The organism is Amycolatopsis camponoti (assembly GCF_902497555.1).
In the GTDB taxonomy this organism is placed as follows: Bacteria; Actinomycetota; Actinomycetes; order Mycobacteriales; family Pseudonocardiaceae; genus Amycolatopsis; species Amycolatopsis camponoti.
In genome coordinates, this window is sequence record NZ_CABVGP010000002.1 from 2,523,230 (window position 1) to 2,535,813 (window position 12,584).

At 66.3% G+C, this 12,584-nt stretch carries 12 protein-coding genes; 6 read left to right on the forward strand and 6 right to left on the reverse strand.

All coding sequences use genetic code 11. The features are described from left to right. Window positions 1-27: 27 nt before the first annotated feature. The 5 genes from AA23TX_RS32210 to AA23TX_RS32230 all read right to left on the reverse strand — a co-directional run bounded on the left by AA23TX_RS32210 (window position 28) and on the right by AA23TX_RS32230 (window position 4,929). Window positions 28-705, reverse strand: a complete 678-nt coding sequence (locus tag AA23TX_RS32210; RefSeq protein WP_155546507.1) for an aspartate/glutamate racemase family protein — start codon at window positions 703-705, stop codon at window positions 28-30. 78 nt (window positions 706-783) lie between these two features. Then, the gene (locus AA23TX_RS32215) at window positions 784-1,770 is read right to left on the reverse strand and encodes a ketopantoate reductase family protein (RefSeq protein WP_155546508.1); all 987 of its coding nucleotides are present in this window, start codon (window positions 1,768-1,770) and stop codon (window positions 784-786) included. A 27-nt stretch (window positions 1,771-1,797) separates the two neighbouring features. Next, window positions 1,798-2,589 carry an HpcH/HpaI aldolase family protein gene (locus AA23TX_RS32220; RefSeq protein WP_155546509.1) on the reverse strand — a complete coding sequence of 264 codons (792 nt, stop codon included), beginning with the start codon at window positions 2,587-2,589 and terminating at the stop codon, window positions 1,798-1,800. Window positions 2,590-2,622: 33 nt separating this feature from the next. Then, a complete protein-coding gene (locus AA23TX_RS32225) occupies window positions 2,623-4,074 on the reverse strand; it encodes an aldehyde dehydrogenase family protein (protein WP_155546510.1) in 1,452 nt (483 codons plus the stop codon). A 33-nt stretch (window positions 4,075-4,107) separates the two neighbouring features. Then, a complete protein-coding gene (locus tag AA23TX_RS32230) occupies window positions 4,108-4,929 on the reverse strand; it encodes an SDR family NAD(P)-dependent oxidoreductase (RefSeq protein ID WP_155546511.1) in 822 nt (273 codons plus the stop codon). 240 nt (window positions 4,930-5,169) lie between these two features. On the opposite strand from AA23TX_RS32230, the gene AA23TX_RS32235 reads away from it, so the two are divergent. From AA23TX_RS32235 to AA23TX_RS32260, 6 genes are all read left to right on the forward strand, one after another. Next, window positions 5,170-6,024, forward strand: coding sequence for a hypothetical protein (locus AA23TX_RS32235; protein WP_230862808.1), 855 nt, complete (start codon window positions 5,170-5,172; stop codon window positions 6,022-6,024). An 86-nt stretch (window positions 6,025-6,110) separates the two neighbouring features. After that, window positions 6,111-7,514 (forward strand): MmgE/PrpD family protein, encoded by a 1,404-nt coding sequence (locus AA23TX_RS32240; RefSeq protein ID WP_155546512.1) that lies wholly within the window; start codon window positions 6,111-6,113, stop codon window positions 7,512-7,514. A 411-nt stretch (window positions 7,515-7,925) separates the two neighbouring features. Beyond that, window positions 7,926-8,378, forward strand: coding sequence for a tyrosine-type recombinase/integrase (locus AA23TX_RS32245; RefSeq protein ID WP_155546513.1), 453 nt, complete (start codon window positions 7,926-7,928; stop codon window positions 8,376-8,378). Window positions 8,379-8,889: 511 nt separating this feature from the next. After that, complete coding sequence (locus AA23TX_RS32250) at window positions 8,890-9,330, forward strand: ImmA/IrrE family metallo-endopeptidase (protein ID WP_155546514.1); 441 nt, start codon at window positions 8,890-8,892, stop codon at window positions 9,328-9,330. A gap of 233 nt (window positions 9,331-9,563) precedes the next feature. Further along, window positions 9,564-10,157 carry a hypothetical protein gene (locus AA23TX_RS32255; RefSeq protein WP_155546515.1) on the forward strand — a complete coding sequence of 198 codons (594 nt, stop codon included), beginning with the start codon at window positions 9,564-9,566 and terminating at the stop codon, window positions 10,155-10,157. 160 nt (window positions 10,158-10,317) lie between these two features. Next, window positions 10,318-11,181 carry a hypothetical protein gene (locus AA23TX_RS32260; RefSeq protein WP_155546516.1) on the forward strand — a complete coding sequence of 288 codons (864 nt, stop codon included), beginning with the start codon at window positions 10,318-10,320 and terminating at the stop codon, window positions 11,179-11,181. A 112-nt stretch (window positions 11,182-11,293) separates the two neighbouring features. Here AA23TX_RS32260 and AA23TX_RS32265 read toward each other — a convergent pair whose 3' ends face one another. Then, the gene (locus tag AA23TX_RS32265) at window positions 11,294-12,577 is read right to left on the reverse strand and encodes a Wadjet anti-phage system protein JetD domain-containing protein (protein ID WP_155546517.1); all 1,284 of its coding nucleotides are present in this window, start codon (window positions 12,575-12,577) and stop codon (window positions 11,294-11,296) included. Window positions 12,578-12,584: the final 7 nt, after the last annotated feature.

Genomic DNA, 12,584 nt, shown 5'->3' on the forward strand with positions numbered 1-12,584 from the left:
TCGAGCTGAGGTCGGGCGGGTTCAGGGTCAGGCAGGAAGCTCGGCGACACGACGAGCGAGGTAGTCCACGCCGATGCGGGGGCTCGCCAGAACCGGCAGGTGGATCTTTTCCTGAAGCACCTCGGCAAGGCGGGACATGGACGCCTGCGCCAGAACGATCATGTCGACCGTCTCGGCGAGGTCCATGGCCTGCTCGATGACCATCGAATCGTGTTTCTCGCGGTCTCCCGACATGAGGACCGAGAATGCCCCTTCGCACAGCCGCTGCTCGAGAGTCAGGCTGCGGCCGATTTCTTTTGCTTTTGCTTGGATCAGGTCCGAAGTGGGGCCGAGCGTGGTGGGCACAGTGGCCAAGACGCCGACGCGGGTGCCTTCCCGGGCGGCTCGCATCGCCATCGCCTCGTCGATTTTCACCACCGGGGTACGGACGCTTCGGGAAGCGACGTCCACGGCCGGCCCCAATGACGAGCATGCCGAGAAGATGATGTCCGCACCTGCTGATTCAGCCGCTTGCGCAAGATGCGTCATCCGCGCTTCGCTGTTCGGCGAGATCCCTTGCTCGCGGACAACCGTGGCCAGAACGTCGGAGTCGACGAAGTGCAGGACTTCGGCATCGGGAACAAGTTCGGCGATGAGATCATTGATCATCGGCTCGACAGAAACGAACACGAAGCTGGTGTGCAGGATCGCGATCTTCTTCGGCATCTTGGTTCCGCCCTTCGGTGGATTTCGTGGTGGGTGGCGTGCCTCGTCAACGGTTCGGTGTGACCGCGCCGGGCGAACTCATCCGTCGGTGTCGTCGTACAGGCCCGCGGCACGGGCGCGCTGGGTGGCCAGCTCGATCACCAGATCGAGGGTGGGGGTCGGGACGTGCACCAGTTCGGCGAGGTCGAGGGGGGCCCGGAGGATGGCGTCGACCTCCATGGGGCGGCCCGCCCGCAGGTCCTGCGCGATGCTCTGCAGATGGCTGGACTTCGCCAGCTTGCCGAGGCCCTCGGCGGGATCGCCGGGGTCGCAGCCCAGGGCGCGGGCGATGGCGGTGCCTTCGGCGGCCATCGCCTTCGCGGTGGCGGCGACGGCGGATTTGTCGAGGACATCCTTCATGGGCGAGGCGGTGAGGACAGCCAGCGAACCGCCGACCAGGTTCATCGCGAGCTTGGTCCAGACCGCGTCCCGGATCTTCGGGGTAACGGTGACCTCGAGGCCGCTGGGGTTCATCAGCGACGCCAGCTCGTCGAGCCTCGCGTCGGGCCGGCCGTCGAGGTGTCCGATGATCAGGCGGTTGCGCGCGTTCTCGGCACGAACGACTCCCGGTTCGAGCACGCTGCAGGCGGTGTAGGCGACGGCGCCCACCGCGCGTTCGGGGCCGATGTGCTTCCACAGTGCGCGCTCGGGGTCCAGCCGTCGAAGGTGAGTGCCGTCCCTGGCTCCGCCGTGGTGGTGGAAGTACCACCAGGGAACGCCGTTCACGACGAACAGTGCCAAGCCGTCCTGGCGGAGCAGGGAACCGATCTGCTCGGCGATGCCCGGCAGAGCCGGCGACTTGACGGCGGCGATGACGACGTCTTGCGGCTCCAGTTCGCCGGGCCGGTCGGTGGTGACCGGGTGCGAGAGCAGCGTTCCGGTACGGGTCTCCACCCGCAGCCCGTCCCGCCGGATCGCGGCCAGTTGCCCGCCGCGAGCGATCAACGAAACCTCGGCCTCTCCCGCGGCGAGGCGTCCGGCCAGATGCCCGCCCACCGCTCCTGCGCCGTACACGCAGATTTTCACGTGCGCTCCCGTTCCGTGCCGTGTCGATCAGTCGAATTGCTTGCGCTTCTGTGTCGCGGCGGCGGTGAGGAACGAGATGTCGTTGCCGGTGGAGACATAGCCGCCACCGAGTTCCAGGTACCGCCGGATGAGATCCGGCCGCCCGCCCAGTCCGCCGATGCCGACGGTCTTTCCGTGTTTCCGGCAGGCATCGATGACGTGCAGGTACGCCTCGTGCACCAAGGGGTGGTCCATTTTCCCGGCGACACCGAGTTCGACGCTCAGGTCGTTCGCTCCGACGAGGAGGATGTCCACGCCGTCGACGGCGGCGATGGCCTCGGCCGCGTCCAGGCCGGCCTGGGATTCGATCTGCGCCACGACCATCGAGGCGTCGTCGAGTTCGCGGACGGTCTGATCGGCGGGCAGTGACCGGTAGTGCAGCTGGGGTGCGGCACCCGCGAGGGACCGTTCGCCCCGGGGAGCGTGCTTGACGGCGAGAACCGCCGTGCGCGCCTCGTCGGCCGACTGCACGCCGGGTACGACGATCCCCATGGCGCCGGAGTCCATGACCCTGGCGATGAAGGCCGGATCCAGCCCGGGCACGCGGACGAGCGGGGTGATGCCCAGATGGTTGCAGGCCATACAGATCTGGCCCGCGGCTTCAAGGGAAAAGCTGCTGTGCTCCAGATCGATGTAGACCGAGTCGAACCCTGCCGTGTGCGCGATGGCGGCGATGTCGATGGTCCGTACCAGCCGGACGGTCATCGAGTACACCGGTTCGCCCCGGGCCAGCTTTTCCTTGACCGGATTGCGCAGCAGGCGGGTGGTCTCGTCGTGCATGTCGTTCACAGCTCCTGTCCGACTCGGAAGTTCTCAGCCGAACAGCGTCGGCAACGCTTGCGCCTCGTCCTCGAACCCGTAGACGGATTTGACTTCGAGGTACTCTTCGAGCCCGAAGCGGCCCATCGAGCGGCCGATGCCCGACTCCTTGTAGCCACCCATGGGGGTGTAGGAGTCCGTGGCCGCGCCGTTGTAGCTGATCCGTCCGGCGCGCAGCCCGTTCGCCACGCGGCGGGCATTCTCCCGGTCGCCGCCAAAGACGAAGCCGCCGAGCCCGTAGGGCGAATCGTTGGCGATGCGCAGGGCGTCGTCCTCGTCACGGTAAGGAAGGACGGCCAGCACCGGCCCGAAGATCTCCTCCCGGCCGATCCGCATGTCCGGGGTGACTCCGGTGAACACCGTGGGCTGCACAAAATAGCCGCGGTCGAGACCGTCCGGGCGCTCGAGGCCGCCGGTGACGAGACGGGCACCCTCGTCGAGACCGCTTTGGATGTGCTCTTTGATCGACTTGAACTGGGCGGCGCTGACGACCGGACCCATCGTCGTCGAGCTGTCCAGCGGGTCGCCGAGGCGGAAGCGGCGTGCCTCGTCGACCAGAAACGGCACGACCTGCTCGACCTGGCTTTCGTGCACCAGCATTCGGCTGGGCGCGTGACAGGACTGGCCGGCGTTGAAGAAGCAGCGCTGGACGTTCCAGCGCGCGGCTCGTTCCAGATCGGCGTCGGGCAGCACGACGGTGGCCGATTTTCCGCCCAGCTCGAGGCAGACCCGTTTCACGGTGCCCGCGGCGGCGGCGCCCACCTGCTTGCCGGCCGCGGTGGACCCGGTGAAGGAGATCAGGTCGACCCCGGGGTGGTGGGACAGCGTGTCGCCGACCTCGCGGCCGCGGCCGTTCACGAGGTTGAACACGCCTGGCGGCACCTCGGCCTCGTGCAGCACCTTGGCCAGCAGCACCCCGCTCGCGGCGGAGTTGAGGCTGGGTTTGGCGACCATCGTGCACCCGGCGACCAGCGCGTAGACGAGCTTGATCACTCCGGTCTGGATGGGCCAGTTCCACGGGGAGATCAGTGCGCAGACGCCGATCGGCTCGCGGCGGACGATGGCGTTGCCGATCCGCGATTCGAAGGGGTACTCGCGCACGATGTCGCGGGCCACCCGCATGTGCTGGGCCGGGCCGGTGACTTGGGCGCGATTGCCGACGGGGATGCCGACCTCGCGCGCGATCAACTCGGAGAACTCGTCGGCGTAGGACTCGTAGACGTCGATGACGCGGTCGATCACCGCGATCCGCTCGGCCGGCGAGGTGGTGGAAAAGGTCTTGAACGCGTCCCGGGCGGCGGCGACCGCGCGGTCCGCGTCCGCCGCGCCGCCGAGGGCTACTCGGGCGAAGGGCTCTTCGCGGGTGGGGTCGACGAGTTCCACTTCGTGGGGTTCGACTGGTTCCGTCCACCGGCCGTCGATGTAGAGGTGCGGGTGCTGCCTCATGGGCGAGGCCTCCTCAGGCTGTGTGCGGGTCGGTCAGCTGCTGTGGGTGTAGCCGCCGTCGCAGGCGATCGTCTGGCCGGTGATGAACGCGGACGCCGGCGTGGCCAGGAAGAACATGATGCCGACCAGGTCGGTGGGAACCATCCCCCGCGGGATGCACTGCAGCGCCGCGGCGCGCTCACGGACCTCGACGGTGGGGTTGACGGTGCGCTCGACTTCCGTGGCGACACTGCCTGGCCGCACGCAGTTGACGGTGATCCCGTAGCCGCCCAGCTCGCGCGCCAAGGAGTTGGTCATGCCGATCACCGCCGCCTTCGAGGTGACGTAGTGCAGGTAGTTGACGGTCCCGCGGGTCACCGCGTCGGAGGAGACGTTGATGATGCGGCCGAATCCCGCTTCGCGCATGTGCGCCGCGACCGCCCGAACACACAGGTAGGTGCCGGTGACGTTGACCTTCAGCACCTTTTCCCACTGCGACAAGGGGATCTGGTCGAACGGCCCCTTCTCGATGCTCGCGAAGACCGACGCGTTGTTGATCAAGACGTCGACCCGGCCCCATCGTTCGACGATGGTGTCGACCATCGCCTCGGTCGACGATTCGTCGGCCACGTCCACCTGGACGGCCAAGCCGGTCCCGCCGGCTTCGTGGATCTCCTTGACCACTGCCTCCGCCTTGGCGAAGTCGAGGTCGGCCACGACGGCAACGGCCCCCGCCGCGGCGAACTGGCGAGCCAGTTCTCGACCGATGCCCTGCGCTGCACCGGTCACGACCACCACCCGCCCCTCGACACTGAAATCCCGCGCCGAGGCCGGTACTCCGGAGTCCTCTGGGGTGTGGGTCAGGGTCGTCGTCATGCTCGTTCCTCGTCGCGTCGCGCTTCATGGTGGACAGGCAGCAATGGTGGGCGGGAGGTGCTGTCTCGGCCGTCTGCGCCCGCGCTCCGCGGTGCTCCGGCTAGCGCCTCTGTCGCTATTGAACATATCCTGTAATATGGGATATTGTCAATCACGGCGACCAGACCGGCGCCGCTGCAGGACGGCGGCAGACCGGAAGTCACCGCCCATCGGCTCTCGCCGCGGGGAGACATCGATTGTGTGAAGGAGCAGGAGATGCGCGTAGGCAAGGCATCCGACACCGGCAGTGAGCGAGTCGGAACCATGCGCGAGGGAACCCTCGATCAGAAGCACCTGCTGTTCGGCGAAGACGGCTCGCCCAACAACTACGACCTGAACATGGGGCTCACGGGCGGTGGTGGCTGGCGAACCCCGCGCCACCGGCACAACTTCGACCAGATCCGCTACGTCATCCAGGGCACGCTGCCATACACCGAGAACGACGTGCTGGAGGAGGGGTGGGTCGGGTACTTCCCCGAAAGCATCCACTATGGACCCCAAGAGCGTCCGGAGGGCTTGCGGACCATGGTTCTGCAGTGTGGCGGCGCGAGCGGTGGCGGCTACCTGAGCGTCGCGCAGCGGGAGGCGACGAACGCCGAGCTGGCCAAGACCGGTGAGTTCAAGAAGGGCAAGTACCACTACACGGACGCCGATGGCGTGGCCCAGGTCCAGGACGGTTCGCAGGCGATCTTCGAGCACGCCACCGGAGGCAAGCTCGAGTTCGCTGCCCCGCGCTACACCGACGTCATCGCGATGAACCCGGAGGCCTACGACTGGCTGCCCCAAGGCGGCGTCGGTGTCTGGGAGAAGTGGCTGGGAAGCTTCACCGAACGCGATCTGCGGATCGGTCTCCTGCGCTTGGACGCCGGTGCGGTGTACCAGGCGGGTCAGCACCCGTCCATCGAAATCCTGTTTCAGATCAACGGTCAGGTGAACGCGGGCGGCGAGAAGTACGGTCCCGAGACCGGGTATGAATTTCTGGCCAACGAGGGACCGGTGCCGGTCGAGGCAGTCGAGCCGACCGAGTTCTTGCGCGCGGTGCTGCACAAGTTCTGAGCCGAGGTGGGGCAACACGGGAATCACGTGTCCCGTGTTGCTTCCCGCCGCTGGACACCGAAGACAAGCCGAAGGTAGCAAACCGCATGACCGAACAAGGTGGAACGAGCCCGCGCGACATACTCCATGATCTGGCGGAGTTCGCGAGCCGGACGGAGTACCGCCGCCTGCCCGAATCCGCGGTCGAAGGCGCGAAGAAGAGCATCCTGGACACCCTTGGCGTGATCTTGGCCGCCAGCGGACTCGAACCGGCGATCTCCCCGGTCATCGAGCTGGTGAGAGAGACCGGCGGTCGTGCCGAGGCCTCCGTGCTGGGCTTCCGGGAGCGGGCCCCGGCGATCATGGCGGCGTTCGCGAACGGTGCGATGGCGCACTGTCTCGATTTCGACGACCAGACGCCATGGGGCCAGCACGCGGCGAGCTCCATCATTCCGGCCGTCTTCGCGGTCGCGGAGCGGCGCGGCGGGGTCTCCGGCGAAGACCTCATCGCCGGTGTGGCGGTGGGGCAGGACATTTTCGCGCGCTTCCGGCGGGGCATCGACTGGCGCAAGGACTGGAACTTCTCGACGGCGATGGGTGTGTTCGCCGCAACGGCCGCGGCCTCACGCGTGATCGGCTTGCCCCCCGAACGCATCGCAGCTGCTCTGAGTATCGCCAGCACGCAGTCCGCCGGCGTGATGGAGACTGTTTTCGGAACGGGCAGCGACCTGCACGGCCTTTACGCCGGATTCTCCGCGAAGGGTGCAGTGCTCGCGACGCTTCTGGCGCACAAGGGAACCACGGGCGTGTCGACGCTGTTCGAAGGGGAGCACGGTGTCCTCAACACCTACTTCGGTGGGCGCTACGACCGCGAGTCGATCCTGAAAGACCTGGGGGAGGTGTACCTCGGCGGCACGACCCTCTACAAGTTCTGGCCCTCTGTCGGCACCTCTCACGGTCACATCCACGCGACGATCCAGGTCCTGAAGGAGCAGGCACTGAGCGTGGATGACATCAGAGAGATCCGCGTATATGTGGGGGATCACCACAACCTGATGTGCCGGCCACTCGATCTTCGACGCGCACCGGTCACTGCCGTCGACGCGAAGTTCAGCCTTCCGTTCCTGGTCGCCGTGGCCGCGGTCCGCGGGACTGTCGTCGTGTCGGACTTCGCCGACCGGGCGCGGCGTGATCCCGAGGTGCTCGCCGCCGCGCAGAAGGTCTTACCGATAACTGATTCCAGCCTCGACTGGAAGTTCGACATGCTGCCGGGCCGGGTCGAGATCGTCACCCAGGATGGGCGGAGCTTCACCAAGACGGGAGACGGACTGCCAGGAAGTCCGGAAGCGCCGATGACGTGGAGTCAGGTAGCCGAGAAGTTCGGCAGCTGCGCGGCCGCTGCTGCTGTCCCGCCCGCCGCCGAACAGATCCGCGAGGCACAGGAGATGGCACGCGCGTTGGAGTCGCAGGTCGACGCCACGACGCTGGTGAGAGGTCTTGCACTTTCCTGAGGACGGGCGGTGACACGCCATCCCGGCCGAACGGCAACACTGGGCAGTCCCTGCCTGCCCTTGACGACGAGACCGGCATGAGCCGCGGTACGCGTCCTCGGGACCGTGGCCGAGATCTCGTCAATCGGTGCTGCTCTCGCCTCAGCGCTGTGGCCGTAGTGCTGACGCGGCCTCGGGCGGTGCTGTCGTCAGGTGGTTCTTGCATGTGCTGTACCTGCTGGTCGCGCTGCTTGGCTTGCGCCGGGGTGAAGCGGCGGGGTTGCGGTGGTGCGACATCGATCTGGACGCACGGGTGCTCCAAGTGTCTCACCAGGTACAAGACCATAATGGCCGGACCGTGATCTGCCCGCCGAAAACTGAGAGCAGCGTCCGCGTCCTCGCACTGGACGGTATTTCAGTATCTGCGCTGCGATGCCTGAGGGCCGAGCGGAGACGTCGGCTACCGGCCGGTGCGGCGTTGACGGGTTCTTGTTCGTTAACCGGTACGGGAATCCGATGAGTCCCGGCTATGTCACTCATGCCTTCCGCAAGCTCATCGCTGGCGCGGACTTGCCGCCGATCCGGCTGCATGACCTTCGCCATGGTGCGGCGAGCCTGTCGCTGGCTGCCGGGAACGACTTGAAGGTGGTGCAGGCGATGTTGGGGCACTCGAGCATCGTGCTGACCGCCGATACCTACACCAGCGTGTTGCCCTGCCTGGCGCACCAGGCGGCCGAAGCCACCGCCAATCTGGTCATGAAAGCGGCGCGGCGGACGGCGAAGAAGGTCCGCCGCGACTCCCGGAAAGCCACACGCCACTACGGAACGAAGAAGCACCGCAGGCCGGGGTCGACGCGGAAGTCGGCACACAAGGTCGCACCGTAGAAGGACCCCGTGCGCCAGCTGCTCTGAGAACCTGAAGAAGATCGTCGACGCAGCCGAGCCGCCCATGACCGAGCTGGAGATCGTAGAACGAAGCGAGTCGCAATGGACCGTCGGCGGCAGTCCTAACCCAGCTCGTTGACTACCCGCGCTCCAGATTTGCAATAGTGAACAAGCGGCCGCCTCGCGCCTGATTCGGCGACGTGGGAGATGTCAGAGGTGTTGAGGCGGAGGAAGTCGGACGTCACTGCCGCGACTGCGCCCTACAGGCGTCCTAAGAGGACCAAGTGCCCCGCGGGGTCGGCCCCATTCGGTCCCTCGCCGGTCTCACCCATGATCAAAGCCCACCGGCAAGATCCTCGTGATCAAGGATACCCGCGGGTGGGCTTCGATTCAGTGGGGTGCGCCATCGGGGACTCGAACCCCGAACCCGCTGGTTAAGAGGGTGAGCTCGATGGCCACGTAGTGTGCCCACCTGTCGCCCTGGCTCTCGAAGTCGACGGGGAAGATCCCGATGTCACGTTCCGACAAATTCGGTCTCCTCGAAGAGCGGATCCGGCACTACACGTCCGTGCGCTCGAAGATCTGGTCGGCCGCCATCATTCCCGTCGGATGCAGCCGGATCATCATCGAGAACACGGCGCACTCCGAGGCGCGTCGACGTGCCAGTTTGGCTCACGAGCTGGCGCACCATCTGCTCGAGCACGAGTTCGCCGAGTTGCTGTTGGGCGAAGACGGTTGCCGGCACTTCGATCCCGCGAAGGAGAAGGAGGCCAAGTACCTCTCGGGACAGCTGCTGATCCCCGACGAGGCCGCGAAGCGTGCGGCGTTCGACAACAAGACCAACGCCCAGGTCGGCGAAGCCTACGGCGTAAGCGAGCAGTTCGCTCAGATGCGGATGTCTGGTGCGCGCGTGATGGCGCAGCACGCCCTCGCGAAACAGGCTCGTTCGTGATACCAAGCATCGCTGCTTGGTCTACTCCCTTCTGCAGGAATTCCCGGTAGCCCGGCTGCGCGGCATTACAAGTCAGGCCATCATTTCGGCCACCCAGGCCCGGTCGACAGGGTTCGCAATACCTTCAGCTGCTCGTCGAAGGCTGTCGGCGTCGGGCGCGCGAAGATCGGTGAAACGCCAGAGGCTGCCTGAGCGACTGATGGTCATCAGGTCGATCGGGTAGGAGAGTGCAGATGGACGCAGCGACCGCAGCGCTCCTGGGCGCGGCCATCGGTTTGACCGGGACGGTGGTCGCGCCGATGGTCACCGCGTACCAGGCCAAGCGTGCGAAGAGCCAGGATCTCATGCGTGAGGCGTACGCCCGCGGATTTGCCTGCCTGGCGAAGATCCCCCGCTGTGACACGGTTGAGGACCACAAGAAGCTCCGTGACAAGATGCTCGACGCGCTGGCGCACATCGAGATCGTCGGAACCAAGGCGACGAGTGACCTCTACGGCGACGTCGTCGATGCCTACGAGACTTGGAAGATCAAGGCGACGGCGCCGAATACGGATTTCGCCGCGAAAGCAAAGAAGTTCGAGGCCTCGGCGCGGTCGGACATCGACTCGACCGATGTGGTCGGCGCCTCGACCCCAACGGTGGTGACGCGCCTGGCCTTGGCCGTCCTGGCTTTGACGCTCTACTGGTGGGCGCGCTTTCCGGTCGCGATCCAGATGTCCAACCGGTGGTTGACGGCGCTCGAACTGGGCATCGTCGCCCTGGCATCGATGTTCGGCGTTTATCTCGTCGTCGACGCCGTGATCAAGCTGGTGAAGCGAACCGCTTGACCAGCTGCGCGGGCCAGGGACTGTAGTGACGTGCGCGGTCGAACTTGAGCCGAGTTGGAGCCGATCGCCAATCCTTGTGGGTGACAGCGGATCGAGTCAAGTGGGCCGGCGCGTCCGCCGGGGTACTCTGCTCGAGCCGCAGTTCGGAAGGGAGATTCGGATGAAGGAGAGGGCTTCCGCCGTCGGGCAGGAGAGGTTCAAGCGGCCGACGATGGAAGAACTCGTTGAGTGGGCGCTGGAGGAACCGCCCCCGGTGCGCAACCTGGCCGAGCTCCTGGACTCCGCGGCCGTGGGCATCGTCAAGCATTCATGGCGTAACAGCCCGTGGGAGGACGTCCACGCGGACCCGGCATCACCCTTGACCGACGGCGAGATGATGCGCTCGAACGCCGCCACCACCCGGCTGGCCCGCGAGTTTCTTCAAGACTTCTTCCGGGATTTCTTCGAGGTTGACGTTCCCCCGGCGGGAACGGGTTCTGGGTCCCTGATCGACGGCCTGTTGCAGCTGGACGAGTGCGACTTCTTGGACGACTTCGACGATGGCGACTTGTTGGCGGACTCGATGCTGAGCCCGTTGTTCGTGGCGCTCACCAGCCGAGTGCTCCCGTGCGGATACACCGTGCGGGAGGTGGCGGCCGAGCTGTATCCGGAGCTCGAAGACCATGCCGCCGCGAACCTCGATCACTTCGCCGACGTCACCGACCGGCACAGCCTCCGGGCCTCCCTCTATTTGAAGGCCAAGGCGGCGGAATTCGAGAGGTGGTGGCTCGGACCTGACTGGAGCGAAGTCGTCGACGCCCTGGCTACGGTGATGGCTGAACCCGAGCACCACCATTGGGACATCCGCGGTTATCCGGAGCCCGCTGGCCGGCCCGGCCGCTGCCGCGACATCGAGCAGCTCGCAGCCGTGCTCAAGCAGGGGCCCGACAGGCTGACCGCGGCTGAAGCCGAGTGGTGTGTCGAAGATGCTGGGATCGGCTTCGCGCTTCACCACGTCAGATCCGACGCAGCCATGAAGCGGTAGGACCCGAAGGCCAGCGTGTTCATGGGAGCTGCAGGTCAGTAGCAAACTTCAGCGTGGGGTTATAGATCAACTCGGTCCTCGGACGCACATGCTACGCCGAATCTAGACTCGTTTAGCTCACTGATGCGAGCGCGATCTCGGTGAGCCGTTCGGTGAGCTGACAGAGGACGGGATCACAGACTTCGATGCCCTCCTGCTCGACCCGTTCGCCGGTCGTGGCGATGTGGCGGGCGAGCTCGCGCAAAGCCGGTGGCCCGTCGAAGGCCAGCTCGGCCGCACGCGCTTGCCAGCGCTTCCGCTCCTCGGGCTCATCGTCGCGTTTGGCGCCGGCCAGCCATAAGTCGGCGGTCATGCCCACGGGGTGGACTTCCCTCCCAGCCCGGCGCTGCACGTCCTCGACGATCTCTATGCCACTGGGATCGAGATCGCACCATGCGGCGACGGGTACCCCGGGAAACCTGCGGACGAAGCTGATCAACCCATCCGCGGCAAACCCTTCGATCCATACACACAACCAGGTGTCGGCGGCGGTCGTCTCGGTGCACACGCGTTCGAAGCTGTCACCGTTTTCGATCAGCAGTACGCCGCGCGGCCAGCCGTCTAGGGTGCCGAGCCTCAGTACACCCCGCGCGGGCAGGCTAACCCAAGGTCGGCTGCGGCGCGCGTCCACCAGCACGTCGTCGAGGCGCCACACGAGCGGGCCACGCAACCGGATCTCCGTGTCGGCGACCTTGACGGCTTGGTCGAACGGCACGTCGACGAGATTGTGGAACGCGACCCGGCCGGCGTCCGTCCAGTTCTTGGCACCGCCGAGAGCCGAGGCAGCCAGCCCCTTCTCCGTGACGACTACGCCAGCTTCCCAGCGCGGCCACCATGCCGCGGCGGCCCGGATGGCCGTGCTGTAGCTGCTCCAGGCACCGGCCCCGGTTCTCGTGCCCTCCGGAACACGGTAGGTCGGTCCTGGCGGCAACGCTGCGAGAAGTTGCCTCTCGTCTGCCAGCTGCCGGACAGGACTCATGATCTCAAACAATTCATGTCGGTCGCAGGCAACCTGCGCGGTTTTCTTCGCTACCTCGCGCTGTCGCCGTTCTGTCCTGGTCACCACGGGACCCTGCACGAGTTCGACCAGCTCACGAAGCGGTATCTGTACCCGGCTGTCGTCCAGGGCCTGCTGCGCCAGTCGCAGGTTGACCCGTGCCGGGCGCACCGCGCCGGTGCTGCCGAACAGCTCGGACAGCTCACCACATTCGTCGTCGGTCAGCGGGGCTGATGCGAAGTTGAGTGGACGATCGGTTCCCCCGCCGTTCACGAGCCGTGAGTGCAGGGCGGCGATGAACTTCGCGGGGCCTGGCCTGCGGGCCCAGGAACGGACCTCGGCGACGAGCTCAGGGTTCAACGACAGT

Coding starts and splice junctions, on each gene's coding strand:
- AA23TX_RS32210 (WP_155546507.1), bottom strand. CDS start 705: ATGCCGAAGAAGATCGCGATCCTGCACACCAGCTTCGTGTTCGTTTCT.
- AA23TX_RS32220 (WP_155546509.1), bottom strand. CDS start 2,589: ATGCACGACGAGACCACCCGCCTGCTGCGCAATCCGGTCAAGGAAAAG.
- AA23TX_RS32225 (WP_155546510.1), bottom strand. CDS start 4,074: ATGAGGCAGCACCCGCACCTCTACATCGACGGCCGGTGGACGGAACCA.
- AA23TX_RS32230 (WP_155546511.1), bottom strand. CDS start 4,929: ATGACGACGACCCTGACCCACACCCCAGAGGACTCCGGAGTACCGGCC.
- AA23TX_RS32240 (WP_155546512.1), top strand. CDS start 6,111: ATGACCGAACAAGGTGGAACGAGCCCGCGCGACATACTCCATGATCTG.
- AA23TX_RS32245 (WP_155546513.1), top strand. CDS start 7,926: ATGCCTGAGGGCCGAGCGGAGACGTCGGCTACCGGCCGGTGCGGCGTT.
- AA23TX_RS32250 (WP_155546514.1), top strand. CDS start 8,890: ATGTCACGTTCCGACAAATTCGGTCTCCTCGAAGAGCGGATCCGGCAC.
- AA23TX_RS32255 (WP_155546515.1), top strand. CDS start 9,564: ATGGACGCAGCGACCGCAGCGCTCCTGGGCGCGGCCATCGGTTTGACC.
- AA23TX_RS32260 (WP_155546516.1), top strand. CDS start 10,318: ATGAAGGAGAGGGCTTCCGCCGTCGGGCAGGAGAGGTTCAAGCGGCCG.